General features: G+C 72.8%; 18 protein-coding genes and 1 tRNA gene. 10 read left to right on the top strand and 9 right to left on the bottom strand.

From position 1 onward, the window contains the following. Positions 1 to 35: 35 nt before the first annotated feature. Positions 36 to 1,064 carry a BMP family protein gene (locus tag AB7F12_RS21965; protein ID WP_428497068.1) on the bottom strand — a complete coding sequence of 343 codons (1,029 nt, stop codon included), beginning with the start codon at positions 1,062 to 1,064 and terminating at the stop codon, positions 36 to 38. A gap of 237 nt (positions 1,065 to 1,301) precedes the next feature. Between AB7F12_RS21965 and AB7F12_RS21960 the strand changes: the two genes are divergently transcribed. From AB7F12_RS21960 to AB7F12_RS21945, 4 genes are read left to right on the top strand one after another with little or no spacing between them, the layout of a single operon-like run. After that, complete coding sequence (locus AB7F12_RS21960) at positions 1,302 to 2,489, top strand: M20 family metallopeptidase (protein ID WP_428497067.1); 1,188 nt, start codon at positions 1,302 to 1,304, stop codon at positions 2,487 to 2,489. Then, positions 2,486 to 3,601, top strand: coding sequence for a pyridoxal phosphate-dependent aminotransferase (locus AB7F12_RS21955; protein ID WP_428497066.1), 1,116 nt, complete (start codon positions 2,486 to 2,488; stop codon positions 3,599 to 3,601). The genes AB7F12_RS21960 and AB7F12_RS21955 overlap by 4 nt, the downstream gene beginning before the upstream one ends. Beyond that, positions 3,601 to 5,076 (top strand): amidase, encoded by a 1,476-nt coding sequence (locus AB7F12_RS21950; protein ID WP_428497065.1) that lies wholly within the window; start codon positions 3,601 to 3,603, stop codon positions 5,074 to 5,076. The genes AB7F12_RS21955 and AB7F12_RS21950 overlap by 1 nt, the downstream gene beginning before the upstream one ends. 52 nt (positions 5,077 to 5,128) lie before the next feature. Continuing rightward, positions 5,129 to 5,872 carry a GntR family transcriptional regulator gene (locus tag AB7F12_RS21945; RefSeq protein WP_428497064.1) on the top strand — a complete coding sequence of 248 codons (744 nt, stop codon included), beginning with the start codon at positions 5,129 to 5,131 and terminating at the stop codon, positions 5,870 to 5,872. 147 nt (positions 5,873 to 6,019) lie between these two features. Here AB7F12_RS21945 and AB7F12_RS21940 read toward each other — a convergent pair whose 3' ends face one another. Further along, positions 6,020 to 6,901, bottom strand: coding sequence for an RNA polymerase sigma-70 factor (locus tag AB7F12_RS21940; protein ID WP_428497063.1), 882 nt, complete (start codon positions 6,899 to 6,901; stop codon positions 6,020 to 6,022). Between the two features lie 143 nt (positions 6,902 to 7,044). Here AB7F12_RS21940 and AB7F12_RS21935 point away from each other — a divergent pair, with 143 nt between their 5' ends. Continuing rightward, a complete protein-coding gene (locus AB7F12_RS21935; protein WP_428497062.1) occupies positions 7,045 to 7,530 on the top strand; it encodes a carboxymuconolactone decarboxylase family protein in 486 nt (161 codons plus the stop codon). Position 7,531: 1 nt separating this feature from the next. Here AB7F12_RS21935 and AB7F12_RS21930 read toward each other — a convergent pair whose 3' ends face one another. After that, positions 7,532 to 8,551 (bottom strand): LLM class flavin-dependent oxidoreductase, encoded by a 1,020-nt coding sequence (locus AB7F12_RS21930; RefSeq protein WP_428497061.1) that lies wholly within the window; start codon positions 8,549 to 8,551, stop codon positions 7,532 to 7,534. Between the two features lie 148 nt (positions 8,552 to 8,699). Between AB7F12_RS21930 and AB7F12_RS21925 the strand changes: the two genes are divergently transcribed. After that, a complete protein-coding gene (locus tag AB7F12_RS21925) occupies positions 8,700 to 9,635 on the top strand; it encodes a TIGR03619 family F420-dependent LLM class oxidoreductase (protein ID WP_428497060.1) in 936 nt (311 codons plus the stop codon). Here AB7F12_RS21925 and AB7F12_RS21920 read toward each other — a convergent pair. Next, positions 9,628 to 9,945: a cytoplasmic protein gene (locus AB7F12_RS21920; protein ID WP_428497059.1), complete on the bottom strand. Its 318-nt coding sequence runs from the start codon at positions 9,943 to 9,945 to the stop codon at positions 9,628 to 9,630. The two genes, AB7F12_RS21925 and AB7F12_RS21920, sit on opposite strands and share 8 nt — an antisense overlap. A gap of 72 nt (positions 9,946 to 10,017) precedes the next feature. Here AB7F12_RS21920 and AB7F12_RS21915 point away from each other — a divergent pair, with 72 nt between their 5' ends. Further along, a complete protein-coding gene (locus AB7F12_RS21915) occupies positions 10,018 to 10,620 on the top strand; it encodes a TetR/AcrR family transcriptional regulator (protein ID WP_428497058.1) in 603 nt (200 codons plus the stop codon). 63 nt (positions 10,621 to 10,683) lie between these two features. Here AB7F12_RS21915 and AB7F12_RS21910 read toward each other — a convergent pair whose 3' ends face one another. Continuing rightward, on the bottom strand, positions 10,684 to 11,133 hold the full coding sequence (locus AB7F12_RS21910; protein WP_428497057.1) for an Lrp/AsnC family transcriptional regulator: 450 nt from the start codon (positions 11,131 to 11,133) through the stop codon (positions 10,684 to 10,686). Between the two features lie 108 nt (positions 11,134 to 11,241). On the opposite strand from AB7F12_RS21910, the gene AB7F12_RS21905 reads away from it, so the two are divergent. Then, complete coding sequence (locus AB7F12_RS21905; protein WP_428497056.1) at positions 11,242 to 11,880, top strand: LysE family translocator; 639 nt, start codon at positions 11,242 to 11,244, stop codon at positions 11,878 to 11,880. A 234-nt stretch (positions 11,881 to 12,114) separates the two neighbouring features. Here the strand turns inward: AB7F12_RS21905 and AB7F12_RS21900 are convergent. Further along, a tRNA-Asn gene (locus tag AB7F12_RS21900) sits at positions 12,115 to 12,187 on the bottom strand. A 152-nt stretch (positions 12,188 to 12,339) separates the two neighbouring features. Here AB7F12_RS21900 and AB7F12_RS21895 point away from each other — a divergent pair. Together AB7F12_RS21895 and AB7F12_RS21890 are read left to right on the top strand one after the other, a co-directional pair. Next, positions 12,340 to 12,549, top strand: a complete 210-nt coding sequence (locus AB7F12_RS21895) for a hypothetical protein (RefSeq protein ID WP_428497055.1) — start codon at positions 12,340 to 12,342, stop codon at positions 12,547 to 12,549. Positions 12,550 to 12,587: 38 nt separating this feature from the next. Further along, positions 12,588 to 13,310: an AAA family ATPase gene (locus tag AB7F12_RS21890; protein ID WP_428497085.1), complete on the top strand. Its 723-nt coding sequence runs from the start codon at positions 12,588 to 12,590 to the stop codon at positions 13,308 to 13,310. A gap of 4 nt (positions 13,311 to 13,314) precedes the next feature. Here AB7F12_RS21890 and AB7F12_RS21885 read toward each other — a convergent pair whose 3' ends face one another. Genes AB7F12_RS21885 through dnaG form a run of 3 tightly spaced genes read right to left on the bottom strand, consistent with a single transcriptional unit; the run spans position 13,315 to position 16,492 of the window. After that, the gene (locus AB7F12_RS21885; RefSeq protein ID WP_428497054.1) at positions 13,315 to 14,073 is read right to left on the bottom strand and encodes a trans-aconitate 2-methyltransferase; all 759 of its coding nucleotides are present in this window, start codon (positions 14,071 to 14,073) and stop codon (positions 13,315 to 13,317) included. Continuing rightward, positions 14,070 to 14,585: a hypothetical protein gene (locus AB7F12_RS21880; protein WP_428497053.1), complete on the bottom strand. Its 516-nt coding sequence runs from the start codon at positions 14,583 to 14,585 to the stop codon at positions 14,070 to 14,072. Before AB7F12_RS21880 ends, AB7F12_RS21885 begins: the two co-directional genes overlap by 4 nt. An 8-nt stretch (positions 14,586 to 14,593) precedes the next feature. Further along, positions 14,594 to 16,492 (bottom strand): DNA primase, encoded by a 1,899-nt coding sequence (gene dnaG / locus AB7F12_RS21875; RefSeq protein WP_428497052.1) that lies wholly within the window; start codon positions 16,490 to 16,492, stop codon positions 14,594 to 14,596. Positions 16,493 to 16,500: the final 8 nt, after the last annotated feature.

Genomic DNA, 16,500 nt, shown 5'->3' with positions numbered 1-16,500 from the left:
GGCCGGGAGACCGTCCGGGGTGTCGGCCGACACCGTCACCCGCCCTGCGGCATGGTGATCGCCCCAGAGTTGATCTTGTTCGTCGTCTCGGTGACGACGGCCTGGTACTTCTCGTTGCCCGGGCAGAGCTTGAGCGCCTGCACCGTCGGGTCGTCGAGGGCGTAGAAGCGCGGCTGGGCCGGGAGCTGGTCCGCCTTGTAGTCCTCGAGGATGTGCACGACCATCACCCGGGTGTCCTGGAACGCGTAGCCGATCAGGGCGGGCGACTCGTCGCAGCGGTCGGTCGTCGGGTTGAAGACCTTCACGGTCTTGCCCGACTCCTTGACCGCGTCCAGCACGCCGGGCAGGCCCGCGTCCTGGAAGGCGTAGATGACGTCGGCACCGTTCGCGATCTGGGCGGCGGTCGCCTCCTTCGCCTTGGCCGCGTCGCTGAGCGAGCCGACCGTCACCGAGGCGACCTTGATCTCGGGCTTGACCGACTTGGCGCCGGCGGCGAAGTCGATCGAGGACTGCGAGTTCGGCGGGATGTCGGTGCCGCCGACGTAGCCGATGGAACCCGAGGCGCTCTCCTGTGCGGCGACGACGCCGGCGACATAGGCGGGGACGCCCTGCTTCGTCGCGTAGGTGTGCAGGTTCGGGATGCCCGTCTGGACCACGCCGGACATCACGAACGTGACGTCGGGGAACTGCGGGGCGACGGTGTTGCCCGCCGACACGAGCGAGCTGCCGCCCGCGATGATCAGCTGGTTGTCCGCGGCGAGGTTGGTCAGGGCGTCGATGGCGGCCTGCGGCGAATTGACGTTGTCGACCACCGACACCGTCATCCCCTCCTTGGCCGCCACGGCCTGCACCCCGTCCAGATAGGACTGGTAGAAGGCCTTGTCGTTGCGCGGCCCGGCGAGCACCACGCCGACCTTCGTGGGTGCGGCGGACGAGCCGGGGGTAGGTGTGCCGCCGGTGTCGGCGCCGCCTCCCCCTGAGCACGCGCTCAGCGCCAGGACCGCGGCGACGACGGGAAGAGCGAGTACACCGCGCCGTGCGAGCCGAGTGGCCGATCGGATCATCAGGTTCTCCTCAACCTGCGATCGAGCTCAGCCGCGGGGGCGGCTGAGATCTTGAGATCGCATTCTTGGTCAAACGATCGTGTCGGAGGTCGCATCCTGTCGTCAAGACGTCGGTCGCGGTGTAACCGCGGTGCAACATTCGCACAGTTCAGACTCATTGCTGCGCGAGAACCCCGCCCTTGACAAGCGCCCGTCCGCGGTCTGAAATTTGAGATCTCAAAATCGAGTAGGGGTGCAATGGAGAAGTCAGTCGCGGTAGCCAAGGCCCTCGAGAGCATCGACGAGGCCCGGGTGGTGTCCCTGGTGCAGGAGGTGTGCCGCATCCCCAGCGTCCTCGGGGACGAGCTCGCCTTCGCGAAGTACCTGGTCGACGTCATGAACGACTCCGACTTCACCGACGTGCGACTGCAGGACGTACTGCCCGACCGCCCCAACGCCATCGGCGAGCTCGACTTCGGCGCCGGCCCCCGCGTCGTCCTGACCGGCCACCTCGACACCAAGCCCGCCTCGATCGGCTGGACCGTCACCGAACCGTTCAGCGGCGAGTTGATCGACGGTCACGTCTACGGCCACGGGATCATGGACATGAAAGCCGCGCTGGTCTGCCAGCTCGTCGCCGCCGAGGCCGTCCGCGCCTCGGGCGTGCCCGTCGCGGGCACGCTGGCGTTCGCCGGGGTCAGCGACCACATGGGCGACCAGATCGGGTCCATCCGCTACTTCGACGAGTATTCGGCCGACCTCTGCGTACTCGGCGAGCTGTCCGACAACGAGATCTACCTCGGCCACCGCGGCCGCTACTACTTCGACGTCACCGCCCAGGGCCTGTCCGCCCACACCTGCCACAAGCCGATCGCCGTCAACGCGAACATGCTGGCGGCCAAGGCGATCCTCGAGCTCGACGCCTCCCGGCTCACCCCCGACCTCGAGCCCTGGGTGCGAGAGCTGTTCGGCGACGAGACCTTCATGGCGCCCGGCCGCGTCTACGGCGGGCTCCCGCCCGGCGGGCCGTCGATGATCCCCGACGAGTGCGTCGTCCGCGTCGACTGCAGGCCCCAGCCCGGCGTCAGCGTCGAGACCGTCCGCGCCGAGCTGGACCGCTGCCTCGACGCCGTCCGCGGTGCCGACCCCCGGTTCAAGGCGGCCGTCGAGCTCGCCGACGTCAAGTCGCCCTACGTCGCCGACCCGCACAGCCGGGTCGTGCAGACGATGGTCGACGCCGTGCGCCAGGTCCGCGGCACCGAGCCCCCGCTCAAGGCCGCCGGCTGGCTCGGCGACACCGCGAGCTTCGGCGACCGCATCCCCACCGTGATCTTCGGACCGGGCGGCGAACCCGTCTACTGCCCCAACGAGAACCTGTCCGTCGACGACATCCTCGAGGCCACCCGCGTCTACACCGCCTTCTCGACCCTGGCGCTGCTGGGATGACCGCACCGGCGACCGGCACCGCCGCCCCCTCGTTCGAGCACCTCCTCGCGCGCGACGACCTGGCGTGGATGGGGCAGAACACCACCCATCTCGAACCCCCCGCCGAGGTCGTCGCCGCACTGGAGGAGAGCACGCGCCGACGCGAGTTCCAGCTCTACGCGCCCGCGCTCGGCTTCGAACAGCTCCGCCACCAGATCGTCGACGACCTCGGCCTCACCGGTGCCGACGCCTGGATCACCGACGGCGCCGTCGGCGGGCTCCACCACATCTGCACCGCGCTGGCCGGCTCGATCTCCCGGGTGATCACCAGCGACCCCGGGTGGCCCTGGCCCGCGCGGTTCGCCGGCCTCGAAGGGGTGCCGTCGACGACACTGGACCTGTACTCCGCCGAGCAGGGCTACCGGCTCACCGCCGCCCAGATCGCCGCGGTGATCGAGCCGCGCTCCCTGATCTACCTGATCGACCCGCTCAACCCGCTGGGCAGCCGCTACGACCGGGCCGAGCTCACCGCCATCACCGACCTGGCCCGCGAGACCGGGTCGCTCGTCGTGCACGACTGCACCTACCGCCACTTCGCGACCGGTCACACCCTCGCCGCCGAGCTCTACCCCGAGGGCACGCTCACCACCTACTCGTTCTCCAAGTGGCTCGGGCTGGCCGGGCTGCGGCTCGGCGCCGTCGTCGCCGTGCCCGAACTGCTCGGGCGGCTGACCGCGGTGCCGTCCAACCCGTTGGGCGCCAACATCTCGGCCCAGCGTGCCGCCATCGCCGGGCTCACCGTGAAGGACGCGTGGCTCGCCCGGGTGCGCGCGACCAACACCCGCAACCAGGAGACGGTGCGGGCCGCGGTGGAGCGCAGCGGCCTCGGGCGGATGGTCGTGTGGCCCTCGCACGGGAACTTCGTGGCCGTCGACATCGCCGACAGCGGCTGGACCGCCGACGACCTGTGCGCCGCGATGCTCGACCGCGACGTGTTCATCCGGCCGGGCACGTACCAGTCGCCGCGGTTCGGCGAACGCTTCGTCAAGGTCAGCACCTCGGTCCCGCAGGAGTGGGCCGAGCGGTTCGCCGCGGCCTGGTCCGCGCTCCCGACGCCCGCCGGGGGACGCTGATGGTCGCCTCCCCGCGGCTGACCGAGCTCACCGTCGACGAGTACCGCGCCGCGAGCGGGCTCGACCTCGGCCGCCGCGTCGCCGCCGGTGAGCTCTCCCCCGTGCACCTCGCCGAGCTGGCCCTGCACCTCGCGGCGCAGGCCGAGCCCGCGATCAACGCCTACGCGACGCTGCTGCCCGAACGGGCGCGCGCCGCCGCCGCCGAGCGGGAGGCCGAGGTCCGCGCCGGGACGGTCCGCAGCGTGCTGCACGGCGTCCCGATCGCGGTGAAGGACAACATGCTCGAGGAGGGACTGCCCGCCGGGAAGGGGTCGCGGACCAGCCCGGACACCCCCGCGGCGGCGTCCTCACCGATGGTGGGGCGGCTGCTGCAGGCCGGCACCGTCGTCATCGGGCGCACCACCACGCCGGAGTTCGGCTGGAAAGGCACCGGCATCTCCCCGCGCACCGGGGTCACCCGCAACCCGTGGGACCCCTCCCGCAACTCCGGCGGGTCCAGCGCCGGCTCGGGCGCGACCGTCGGCAGCGGGGCCGTGCCCATCGCCACCGGCACCGACGCCGGCGGGTCCGTCCGCATCCCCGCGGCGTTCTGCGGTGCCGTCGGGCTCAAGCCGACCCTCGGGGCGATCCCGGTCTGGCCGGGGACCGTGAACGAGAACCTCTCCCACGCCGGACCGATCACCCGCGACGTCCGCGACGCCGCGGCCGTGCTCGCCCTGACCCGCGGGCCCGACGCCCGCGACCCGCAGTCCTACTGGTCGCACCCGCCCGCGGGCGACGGCGGCAGACAGCTGCGGGTCGGCGTCGTCCGCGCGCCGTTCGGGATCGCCCCGGACGACGACGTCGCCAGCGTGGTCGGCCCGGCGCTCGACGCGCTCGTCGCCTCCGGACGCGCCGACCACCACGAGGTCACGCTGCCGGCCGGGTTGCCGCGCAGCGTGTTCGAGGCGCTGTGGGTGACCGGCCGCGGCCTCGGCTTCCGGGAGCTGGCCCGCTCGCGCGGGACCGAGATGGACCCCGGGCTGGTCCGGCTCGGCCCGCTCGCGGAGGAGTACTCCCTGGCCGACTACTACGCCGCGCTCACCGCGCGCCGGGAGTTCAACGCCGCGATGGCGGGGCTCCTCGACGAGTGGGACCTGCTCGTCATGCCGACGATGCCGGTGACGGCGTTCGCGGCCGACGCCGAGGTCCCTCCGGGCGGTGCGGCCGACGCGCCGCTGCCGTGGATCACCTGGACGCCCTACACCTACCCGTTCAACATCACCGGGCAGCCGGCCCTCACGCTGCCCTGCGGTCTCGGGGGGCCGACGCTGCCCGTCGGCGTGCAGGTCGTCGGGCCGTGGGCGCACGACGACCGTGTCCTCGCCTACGCAGCACAGGCCCAGGACGTGCTGGCCCGCACGAACCTCCGGACCGTCGCCGGGCCGCCCGACGAGGTCCGGGAGCGACCGGACGCACCCGAGAGTGCAAGGTAGTACCCCACGACCCGGCGGCACCCGTCGTGCCGGAGCGAAGGAACGAGCACCCATGCCCAGGCCAGCACTCGAGCCCCCGACCCCCGACGGGTCCGCGGGGCTGCGGCTCGCACCGCTCGACACCTCCGTCGACAGCCACCTCCAGATCAAGGAGGTCGTGTACCGGCGGCTCGTGCGCGCCATCGTCGAGCTCGAGCTCGAACCCGGCCGCCAGCTGCGCGAACGCCAGCTCGCCGAACAGATGGGCGTCAGCAAGACACCGATCCGCGAGGCGATCGTGCGCCTGGAGAAGGAAGGTCTCGTCACCGTCGCGCCCTACCGCGGGGCGATCGTCCGCGGCTACTCCCACGGCGACGTCCGCGAGATCTACGAGCTGCGCGAGCTGCTCGAGGGCTTCTGCGCCCGCCGCGCCGCCATGCAGATCACCGAGTCCGACGAGACCGACCTGCGCGCCAACGTCCGGCGCAGCCGCGCCCTGCTCGACCAGGGCACGACCGACGACATCCCGGCCCTGTTCGACGAGTTCGACCGCATCCTCTACCGGCAGGCCGCCGGGCACCGGATCGGCGGCCTGCTCGTGGAGCTCGACCTGCACCTCGAACGTCTGGGCAACCTGACCGTCGGGGTGCCGGGCCGCCTCGACGCGTCGGTGCGCCAGCACGAGGAGATCGTCACCGAGATCACCAAGCGCGACCCGGTCGGGGCCGAGGCCGCCTGCCGCGAGCACATCCGCAGTGTGTTCGCCGACCTGATCAACGCGCTCCCGGAGCAGCTGACCCGCACGCCGATCGCCTGAGGCGCGCGCCGGGCCCTGCACCCACGGCGCCGGCGGATCCGCATCAGTGCCCCCGACCCCGGCCTCGTCGCGCTCGCTCCCGTCGGTTCCGTCCCGGGTCGAGCGAACGGACCGGGCGACACGACGTCGTGGGTCGTGGCGCGCCCATCAGCGGCGCAAGGTGGTGGCCCGCTCCATGTGCGACAGCTTCTGCGGGTTGCGCACGGCGTAGAGGCCGGTGACCCGGCCGTCGTCGATGCGCAGGGCGACGACGCCGTCGAGCTCCCCGTCGAGCCGGAGCACGAGCGCCGGGTAGCCGTTGACCTGCACCGGTTCGAGGGCGAGCGCGCCGGGGACGCGGGCCCAGCCGGTGGTGAGCAGCCGGCCGACCTTGTCGGCACCGACGACGGGCCGCAGCACCGCCTGCTTGATTCCGCCACCGTCGCCGAGCAGGACGACGTCGGGGGCGAGGACGTCGAGCAGCCCCTGCAGATCGCCGGTCTCGACGGCGCGGCGGAACGCGTCGAGCGCGCCACGGGTCTGGTCCTGCGTGACCTTCCCCCGGGGGCGGCGGGCGGCGACGTGCGCGCGGGCGCGGTGGGCGATCTGGCGGACGGTGGCGGGGGTCTTCTCGACGGCCTCGGCGATCTCGTCGTAGCCGACGTCGAACACGTCGCGCAGCACGAACACGGCCCGTTCGGTCGGGGCGAGGGTCTCCAGCACGAGCAGCATCGCCATCGAGACGCTGTCGGCGAGCTCGACGTCGTCGGCGACGTCGGGTGTGGTCAGCAGCGGCTCGGGCAACCACTGCCCGACGTAGGACTCCTTGCGCCTGCCGAGCGTGCGCAGCCTGGTCAGCGCCTGGCGGGTGGCGATGCGCACGAGGTAGGCGCGCTGGTCACGGACCTCGGCGGGGTCGACGGCGGCCCAGCGCAACCAGGTCTCCTGCAGGACGTCCTCGGCGTCGGCGGCGGAGCCGAGCATCTCGTAGGCGACGGTGAAGAGCAGATTGCGGTGGGCGACGAACGATGCGGTGGCGGCGTCGGTCACGGGTCCTCCTGTCGACCCCCATGAGACGCCCCATCCCCGCCCGATGTGACAGTGGGCCTCGTCACATCCGCGCCCGGTCACGCCGGACACGTGGGCGGCGTCTTGTGTCCGTCACCGAGTTCCACCCAGTGGAGGACGACATCATGGACGCCCGTATCGACCTGTTCGGCAACGACCTCGCGGCCACGTTCGGCAAGCGCTTCGCCAACGCGGCCGCTGTGATCCAGCGGTCCTCGCTGCCGGCCACGACGCAGGAGCTGGTGTCGTTGCGCGCCAGCCAGATCAACGGCTGCAGCTTCTGCACCGACATGCACACCAAGGACGCCGCCGCCGCCGGTGAGACCGCGCAGCGGCTCCACCTCGTCGCGGCGTGGCGGGAGGCGGCCGTGTTCACCGAGGCCGAGCGGGCCGCGCTGGCTCTCACCGAGGAGGCCACCCGGCTCGCCGACGCGCACGAGGGCGTCTCGGACGGGACGTGGGCCCGGGTCCGGGAGCACTACGACGACGACCAGGCCGCCGCGCTGGTCTGCCTGGTCGCACTGGTCAACGCGGCGAACCGGATGAACGTCGTCGCGCGGACACCCGCCGGCTCCTACGAGCCGGGGATGTTCGCGGCCATGGTGAGCTGAGTCAGCGCCAGCCCAGCTCCGGCGCCACATGGGTCAGCACGCTCTCGATCACGTGCGCGTTGTAGTCCACGCCCAGCTGGTTGGGCACCGTCAGCAGCAGCGTGTCGGCGGCGGCGATCGCCTCGTCCTCGGCGAGCGCGGCGACGAGCTTGTCGGGCTCGCCCGCGTAGGTCTTGCCGAAGCGGGCGTTGCCGCCGTCGATCCAGCCGACCTGGTCGGTGCTCTCGCGCTGCTGCCAGAACAGCGCCTTGTCGAGGTCGGACACGATCGGGAAGATGCTGCGGCTCACCGACACCCGCGACGCCCGGGCGTGCCCGGCGGCGTCCCAGGCCTCGCGGTAGCGCCGGATCTGCTCGGCCTGCAGCTGGTGGAAGGCGACGCCGGTGTCCTCGGTGAGCAGCGTCGAGCTCATGAGGTTCATGCCCTTCTCGGCCGCCCACTCGGCGGTCGCCCGCGATCCTGCGCCCCACCAGATCCGGTCGCGCAGGCCCGGCGCGTAGGGCTCGACGCGCAGCAGCCCCGGCGGGTTGGGGAACATCGGCCGGGGGTTGGGCTCCGCGAAGCCCTCCCCCTCGATGACGTCGAGGAACCGCAGTGCGTGCTCGCGGGCCATGTCGGCGTCGGTCGTGCCCTCGGCCGGGACGTGGCCGAAGTACCGGTAGCCGTCGACGACCTGCTCGGGGGATCCCCGGCTGATGCCCAGCTGGAGACGGCCGCCCGAGATGAGGTCGGCGGCCCCGGCGTCCTCGGCCATGTAGAGCGGGTTCTCGTAGCGCATGTCGATGATGGCGGTGCCGAGCTCGATGCGTGTCGTGCGCGCACCCGCGGCGGCGAGCAGCGGGAACGGCGACCCGAGCTGGCGCGCGAAATGGTGGACGCGGAAGTAGGCGCCGTCGGCCCCCAGCTCCTCCGCGGCCACGGCGAGCTCGATGGACTGCAGCAACGCGTCGGCCGCCGACGTGACCCTCGAATGCCGTGTGTCCGCCCAGTGTCCGAACGACAGGAACCCGATCCTCTTCACGGCCGCAGCAACGGGTTTCCCGACGCACCTATTCCGGGCCGCCCGGGCCCCGACGCCGGCGTGCGGGTGGGCGCCGCGTGCGGCTCGCGGCCCGTCGCGCGGGTGTCGTCGGTCGCGCTCACGTCGTCACCCTGGAAGAGTCCGGCCGGTGACCGGTGAGCTGCCGCTGATCGGCTTCGGGCTGCCGGTGTCGGGCAGCTGGGCCACCCCGGACACGATGCGCCACATCGCCCGGCGCGCCGAAGAGCTCGGCTACGCGGCGCTGTGGACGTTCCAGCGCGTCCTCGACCCCGTCGACGCCGACCTCGGTGCGGCCCACCGGTCGGTGTTCGACTCCGTCGTGGCGCTCGCCCACGTCGCCGGGTGCACGACGCGGATCGGCCTCGGCACCGCGACCCTCTGCGCCCCGTTCACCCCGCCCGCGGTGCTGGCGAAGACGATGGCGTCGCTGGACGTGCTGTCGGGCGGCCGGCTGTCCGTCGGGCTCGGGATCGGCTGGATGCCGCAGGAGTACGCCGCCGCGGGGGTGCCGTTCACCCGGCGCGGCCCGCGGATGGAGGAGTACCTGCGCTGCCTGGAGGTGTTGTGGACCCAGGATCCCGCCGAGTTCGACGGCGAGTTCTACACGGTGCCGCGCTCGCACGTCCTCCCGCGGCCGGTGCAGCACCCGCACCCGCCGCTGCTGCTCGGCGGCACCGCCGCCCCGGCGTTGCGCCGGGCCGGACGGCTCGCGCAGGGCTGGATCGGCAGCAGTCACCACGATCTCTCGCGCATCGGCGACTGCGTCGCACTGGTCCGTGAGGGCGCCGCCGCGGCCGACCGTGACCCGTCGGCGGTGCGGATCGTGGTGCGGGGCGTCGTCGAGCCGACCGGCCACGCACGCGGCTCCCGCCGGCCGCTGCACGGCAGCCGGGAGCAGATCCTCGACGACCTCGCCGCGCTCCGCGCGGTCGGGGTGACAGAGGTGTTCCTCGACCTCAACCTGTCACCGCGGGTGGGCTCGCCCTCGGCCGATGCCCGCTCCTCGGTCGCGTTCGCGGAGCAGGTGCTCGACGCTTTCGCCCCCGCCCACCGGGCTACTTGAGCTCGACGAACAGTGCGTGGGTCGGCACCTCACCGATGTTCTCGCCGACGTGGGTATGCGCGTCGACCCAGCGGGCCTGGTGCTGCGTCTGCTCCACCTCGACCTCGCGGCCCCCGACGGTCAGCCGCCGCCGGAACGTGGCCAACGGGATGATCACCATGTCGGGGTGGTCGTGCTCGCAGGTCCGGTCCCCCGGCTCGTCGCGGTACTCCAGCACCCGCACCCGTTCGTTCTCGAACACCACCGAGTACAGGCCCGGGTCGGTGACGACCGGGTCGGCACCCGTCGCGCTCGTCGTGTCCGTGCGCATCCGGCACCTCCAGATTCGGGAACGTTCGTGGGACTCACATACCATGACGGGACTACGGTACCGTGCACGTCAATGGCGACCCCGTACGAACTGACCGGCCGACGCAACCAGAAGGCCCGCACCCGCACCGCGCTCGTCGACGCGGCCCGCGAGCTGCTCTCCCGCGGGACGACGCCGACCGTCGAGGACGCCGCCGAGGCCGCCGCGGTCTCCCGGACCACCGCCTACCGCTACTTCCCGAACCAGCGCGCCCTGCTCGCCGCCGCCTACCCCGAGATCGACCAGGTGTCGCTGCTGCCCACCGACCCGCCCGACGACCCCGCGCAGCGGCTCGACCTGCTGCTGCACGCCACGAACCGGATCGTGCGCGACTGGGAGATGCAGCTGCGGGCCGCGCTGCGGCTCTCGTTGGAACCCGAGTCCGACCCGACGGGGCCGGTACTGCGCCGGGGACGGGTCATCGACTGGCTGGCCGACGCACTCGAACCCCTCGCCACGACGCACCCCCAGCTCGACCGGGACCGGCTCGCCGTCGCGATCCGCGCCGCGACCGGCATCGAGGCGTTCGTCTGGCTGGTCGACGTCGCCCGCTACGACCGCGAGGACGCGCTCGCCACGATGCACTGGAACGGCGTCGCGATCCTGCGCACCGCCCTGCGCGACGGCGGCCCCTGACCGCCACCCCGCCGGCCCCGGCCCCGGCCCCGGGGCGGTCACGCACCGCACCGCCGCGGCGCGCTACATGCGCGACAGGTCCGACTTCAGCGTCTTCATGGCGAACCGCGACTGCAGCCGTCCCAGCCCCGGCAACGCCATCAGCTCCTGGGTCATGAACCGCTCGTAGGTGGGCAGGTCCTCGACCGCGACCAGTGCCAGGTAGTCCGGCTGACCGAACATCCGCCGCGCCTCGACGACCTGCTCGAACGCCACCAGGGCAGCCTCGAAGGCCGCCACCGTCCGGTAGCCCTGGTCGGCGAGTTCGAACTCGACGTGGACCTGGAAAGCGCGTCCGATCGCCGCCGGGTCGATCCGCGCGTGGTAGCCCAGGATCACCCCCTGCTCCTCCAACCGGCGCACCCGCCGCAGACACGGCGACGGAGTCAGCCCGACCCGGTCCGCGAGCTCGGTGTTCGTCAGGTGCGCGTCCCGCAGGAGCTGGTCGAGGATTGCGCGATCCGTCCTGTCCACGCACAAATCGTGCGCCGATCGGCGAGTCGGCGGCAACAGTTGCAATCCTGCACCGAGGGCTCCGGCCTAGCGTGAACACACGTCACGACCGGAGGTCCGAGGTCCCGCATGGAGATGTCCGCGCTGCTCGCGTTCACCGCGGTCGCCGCAACGCTGATCATGGTGCCGGGCCCCGACTGGGCGCTGCTCGTCGGTGTCAGCTCACGGCGCGGGCCGGTCGCGCCCTCCATCGTCGGGCTCGCCCTGGGCTATGCCGTGATCACCACCGCCGTCGTCGCCGGGGTCGCCCCCCTCGTGGCGGCCGAGCCGACGGCACTCCTCGTGCTGAGCATGGTGGGCGCGGCCTACCTGCTCCACGTCGGAGTCGGGATGTTGCGCAGCCCGGTCGCCGCCGACATCCCGATCGACGCAGGAGCGCCGGCCACGGGCAGCGTGGGGCGAGCCGTCCGCCAGGGCCTCGGGGTCAGCACGCTCAACCCCAAGGCGCTGCTGTTCTTCCTGGCGTTCCTGCCGCAGTTCGCGAACCCCGGGGCCCCGTGGCCCTTCGCGATCCAGCTGGCCGTCCTCGGCACTACCTGGATCCTGCTGGCGTCGGGCTTCTACGCCGTCCTCGGCTACACGGCGCGGCGCTCACTCCACCGACGCCCCGGGCTGACCCTCGTCCTCACGCGCCTGTCCGGCGTGGCCATGGTCGTCGCCGGCATCGCACTCCCGATCGAACAGCTGATCCGCCACACCCCTGGCTGACGGTGGCGCGGCCGTGCGGGCCCGCCCTGCGCAGCCCACGCGGGCCGGCGGGCTCGGGCACGTCGCACCCCGAGCCGCACCCGGCCGACGACGTCTCCGCGCGATCCGTGACGAGCGTCGGACCTGGCGGCTCACCGAACCCGGCCACCCCGAAACAGATCCACCGAAGGTGGGGGTGACGGAGTTGTGTGATCGGGAATCCCGCTCGGGTCAGGCCGCTGAGCTGGGGATGAGCTCCTCCGACTGGACTCGAACCAGTAACCCTGCGATTAACAGTCGCATGCTCTGCCAATTGAGCTACGGAGGACCGCTGTGCCGGTCGGGCGCCGCCCTTCCGACTCGGAAACCTTAGCGCACCCGTTCGGCCGCACCGTCCGGGGGGCCCTGTCCGCCGGGCACCCGGCGGACCTGCGGCTGGGGCAGGATGGGGCGCGAACACGGACGAGCTGCGGAGGCGACATGCTGAAGTTCTTGTTGGGTGCGGCCGTCGGGTACGTGTTGGGGGCGCGGGCCGGGCACGAACGCTACGAGCAGCTGGTGCGCACCTACCAGCGCGTGACCGACCACCCCGCCGTGCAGGGCGCGGCGGGCGTGGTGCGGGCGCGGGTCGAGGAGGCCGTCACCGGCAACCCGCACGGCGACTCGTCGTCGAACGGACGCGGTCACTGACGTCGCGGCGCCGGGCGCCGGGAGGCCCGGCGGTCTACCTGCGCTACGTCGAGATCGACGAGGCCGCGGTCGCGGACGGCGCCGAGGACGGCTACCCGTTCGGCCTGCCCGTCGTCGCCGCCCTGCGCGGGCGGCGGCTGGAGCTGGGGCCGGGCGTCACGTTCCTGGTGGGCGAGAACGGGTCCGGGAAGTCGACGCTCGTCGAGGCCATCGCGGTCGCGGCGGGTTTCAACGCCGAGGGCGGGTCGCGGTCGTTCCGGTTCTCGACGCGCTCGACGGAGTCGGCGCTGGGCGGGGCGCTGCGGGTGGGCCGGGCGCCGGGGCGGGAGCTGACGTCGTTCTTCCTGCGGGCGGAGTCGTTCTACAACGTGGCCACGGAGATCGAGGAGCTCGACCTGGTCGACGCCTACGGTGGCGTCTCCCCGCACGAGCGGTCGCACGGGCAGTCGTTCCTCGACCTGCTCGCCCACCGTTTCCGACCGGGCGGGCTCTACCTGCTCGACGAGCCGGAGGCCGCGCTGTCGGTGACGGGCTACATGGCGGCGCTGGCGCGCATCCACGAGCTGGCGCGGCAGGGGTCGCAGTTCGTCGTCGCGACGCACTCGCCGATCCTGCTGGCGGTTCCGCGGGCGCGAATCCTGGAGATCGGTGCCGACGGGCGGCTGCACACCGTCGACTACGACGACGCGTTGCCGGTCGTGACGATGCGCGCGTTCCTGGCCGACCCGGGGCGCCGGGTACGGGACCTGCTGCGGCCGTGAGGGCTCAGCCTCGCTTGTGCGCCACCGCGAAGATGCGGCGGAACGGCAGCCAGGTCGTGCCGTCGGGCCGCTTCGGGTAGGCCTCGCGCAGCAGCGGTGCGAGCTCGGCGCGGAACGACTCGTAGGCCCGGGCGTCGAGGGCGTCGCGGACGGGTCGCAGCGCGGTGGCGCTGATCCACGTCAGCACCGGGTCGTCGCCGGTGAGTCGCTGCAGGTAGGTGGTCTCCCAGACGTCGACGTCGACACCCCGACGGCCGAGGATCTCGGCGTAGTCGGTGGGTTCGCGCACCGCGAGCTCGTCGCGCAGGGTGAGACCGCGGCGGGTGGCCAGCTCGCGGGCCAGGGCATGGGAGGGGGCGCCGAAGTTGCCGGGCACCTGCATCGCGAACCAGGCGCCGGCCGGGAGGGCCTCGATCCAGCGGGCGAGCAGGTCGGGGTGCGTCGGCACCCATTGCAGCACCGCGTTGGTGACGACGACGTCGACGTCCGGGCCGGGCGTCCAGGTCTCGACCGGCGCGAGCGAGGCGTCGATCCCCCGCGAGCGGGCGGCCCCGACCATGTCGGGCGAGGAGTCCAGGGCTTCGACGGCCGCGTCGGGCCAGCGGCGCGCGAGGACCTCGGTGAGGTGGCCGGGCCCGCATCCGAGGTCGACGACCCGGCGGGGAGCCGTGGCGCCGACGCGCGCGACGAGGTCGAGGAACGGGCGGGAGCGGGCGTCGTCGAACTGCAGGTAGAGCGCCGGATCCCAGGTGGTGCCGGTCATGCCCGGTGTGCCCTGCGCGCGACGTCGAGAGCGAGCCGGCGGACCTGTTCGGCGTCGGTGCCGGGGTCGGCGCGGACCTGCAGGACGGTGCCGTCGCGGCCGGGGACCTTGCGCTGCAGGAACCACACGCCACCGCCGGGCAGGTCGCGGCGGTGACGTGACTTGATGGAGCCGGTGACACGCTCGTGCACGATCTGCGGGACCTTGCCGGGGTCGTCCAGGCGCAACCGCCGCGGCGGGAGGTCGGTGAGCAGCACGACGCCGTCCTCCACCGACTCCGTGGCCTCGGTGACGACGAGCGTGCCCTCACCCCAGACGGCCTTGCTGACGAGGTGCCAGCTGATGCGTCGCGGGGCGTCGCCGGGCAGCCAGAGGCCCCACGACGTCACGACGACGTGGCTGCCGCCGACGATCGGGGCGACGGCGAGGACCCGTTCGTCGGGTTCGAGGGTGGCGTCGAAACCTGCGGGCAGCTCGCCGCGGCCCGTCACGATCTGGGTGAGGCGGTTCATCAGGCCCATCAGACGGCGGCTCCCATCGCTTTGTCGCGCAACGCGATCCGATACTGCTCGAGAGGTACGAGGTCGCCGAAGAGCTGGTGGTATGCGTCGGCTTCCTCGACGGGGTTGGTGCGCTGCAGCCGCGCCTTGAGCTCGGCGATCTGCGACTCGACGAGTGCGAGCCGGACCCCGGCGACCACGCTGCTGACGTAACGGGCCTCGTCGGTGAGCCCGGTGCCGCTGCCGGCGCCGCGCGCGGCCCGGCGCGGCAGCTGCATCGGTTCGACGGCGAGCTCGTGGACGAGCCCGCGGAGCTCGGGGACGCATTCTGTCCCGACGGCCTCGATCCAGGCCTGGCCCGACATCCCCGCGCACACCCCGCCCGCGGCGGCGACGGCGCGGTGCACGCCGGCGAACGCGGGGTGGGTGAACGCGGCTTCCGGCAGCTCGTCGTAGGCGGGTCCGGCGACGGCGGGCTCCTGCAGCGCCGCCTTCACGGCCTCGCGCTGCAGGTGCAGCCGGGGGTCGTCCTTCGGGGGCGCCGCGGCGGGGGGCGCGGACCGGCGCCCGCGCGACGGTTCGGCGGGTGCACCCGCGGACTCGCGGACCCGGCGGACGACCATCGCGATGTCGTCCCAGCTGGTCCAGCCGGCGAGGCGGCGTGCGTACTCGTCGCGCAGGTCCTCCCGGCGGATGCGGGCGACCAGCGGCACGCAGCGCTGCAGGGCGGCGACGCGGCCCTCGGCGGTGTCGAGGTCGTGCTCGCGCAGCATCGAGCGGATCGCGAACTCGAACAGCGGCTCGCGGCGGGCCACGAGGTCGCGCACCGCGGTGTCGCCGCCGGACTGGCGCAGCTCGCAGGGGTCCTGCCCGTCGGGGGCGATGGAGACGAACGTCTGCGCGGCGAAGCTCTGGTCGCCCTCGAACGCCTTGAGCGCGGCGGCCTGACCGGCGGCGTCGCCGTCGAAGGTGTAGATGACCTCGCCGAGGTCGAACGAGTCGTCGCCGATGAGCCGGCGGATCACCGACACGTGGTCGGCGCCGAAGGCCGTCCCGCACGACGCGACGGCCGTCGGCACGCCGGCGAGGTGCATGGCCATGACGTCGGTGTAGCCCTCGACGACGACGACCTGGCGCCGTTTCGCGATCTCGCGTTTGGCCAGGTCGAGCCCGAACAGCACCTTCGTCTTGTGGTAGACGCTGGTGTCGGACGTGTTGAGGTACTTGGCCTCGATCTGGTCGTCGTCGTAGAGGCGGCGGGCACCGAAGCCGACGACCTCGCCGCCCAGGTCGCGGATCGGCCAGAGGAGCCGGCGGTGGAACCGGTCGATCGGGCCGCGCCGGCCCTCCTTGGTGAGCCCGGCCTTCATCAGCTCGTCGAGGGTGAACCCGGCGGCCAGCAGGTGCTTGGTGAGCAGGTCCCAGCCGGCGGGGGCGTAGCCGCAGCCGAAGGTGGCGGCGGCCGCGGAGTCGAAGCCGCGGCTGGTGAGGAACGCGACCGCGGGCGCGGCCTCCGGGCTGCGCAGCTGCTCGGCATAGAACTCGGCCGCGCGGCGGTTGGCCTCGAGCAGCCGGGACCGGGTGCCGCGGTCGCGCTGGACCGACGAGCCGCCGCCCTCGTAGTTGAGCCGGATGCCGACCTTGTCGGCGAGCCGCTCGACGGCCTCGACGAAGCCGACGACCTCGATCTTCATGACGAAGTCGATGACGCTGCCGCCCTCGCCGCAGCCGAAGCAGTGGAACGTGCCGTGTGTGGGGCGGACGTTGAACGACGGGGTCTTCTCGTCGTGGAAGGGGCACAGGCCCTTCAGCGAGCCGGCACCGGCGCGGCGCAGGGCGACGTACTCGCCGATGACCTCGTCGATCCGGGCGCGGTCGCGGACCTCCATGATGTCGCTGTCCCGGATCCGCCCTGCCACGCCCAGAG

This window comes from Pseudonocardia sp. (assembly GCF_050250275.1).
GTDB lineage: Bacteria > Actinomycetota > Actinomycetes > Mycobacteriales > Pseudonocardiaceae > Pseudonocardia.
This window is presented reverse-complemented; position numbering and strand designations above follow the sequence as displayed.

Excerpts from the sequence above, each read along its gene's own strand:
- AB7F12_RS21905 (WP_428497056.1), top strand. The coding sequence starts at position 11,242 with ATGGAGATGTCCGCGCTGCTCGCGTTCACCGCGGTCGCCGCAACGCTG.
- AB7F12_RS21965 (WP_428497068.1), bottom strand. The coding sequence starts at position 1,064 with ATGATCCGATCGGCCACTCGGCTCGCACGGCGCGGTGTACTCGCTCTT.
- AB7F12_RS21915 (WP_428497058.1), top strand. The coding sequence starts at position 10,018 with ATGGCGACCCCGTACGAACTGACCGGCCGACGCAACCAGAAGGCCCGC.
- AB7F12_RS21955 (WP_428497066.1), top strand. The coding sequence starts at position 2,486 with ATGACCGCACCGGCGACCGGCACCGCCGCCCCCTCGTTCGAGCACCTC.
- AB7F12_RS21885 (WP_428497054.1), bottom strand. The coding sequence starts at position 14,073 with ATGACCGGCACCACCTGGGATCCGGCGCTCTACCTGCAGTTCGACGAC.
- AB7F12_RS21895 (WP_428497055.1), top strand. The coding sequence starts at position 12,340 with ATGCTGAAGTTCTTGTTGGGTGCGGCCGTCGGGTACGTGTTGGGGGCG.
- AB7F12_RS21920 (WP_428497059.1), bottom strand. The coding sequence starts at position 9,945 with ATGCGCACGGACACGACGAGCGCGACGGGTGCCGACCCGGTCGTCACC.
- AB7F12_RS21950 (WP_428497065.1), top strand. The coding sequence starts at position 3,601 with ATGGTCGCCTCCCCGCGGCTGACCGAGCTCACCGTCGACGAGTACCGC.
- AB7F12_RS21960 (WP_428497067.1), top strand. The coding sequence starts at position 1,302 with ATGGAGAAGTCAGTCGCGGTAGCCAAGGCCCTCGAGAGCATCGACGAG.
- AB7F12_RS21880 (WP_428497053.1), bottom strand. The coding sequence starts at position 14,585 with ATGAACCGCCTCACCCAGATCGTGACGGGCCGCGGCGAGCTGCCCGCA.
- AB7F12_RS21935 (WP_428497062.1), top strand. The coding sequence starts at position 7,045 with ATGGACGCCCGTATCGACCTGTTCGGCAACGACCTCGCGGCCACGTTC.
- AB7F12_RS21945 (WP_428497064.1), top strand. The coding sequence starts at position 5,129 with ATGCCCAGGCCAGCACTCGAGCCCCCGACCCCCGACGGGTCCGCGGGG.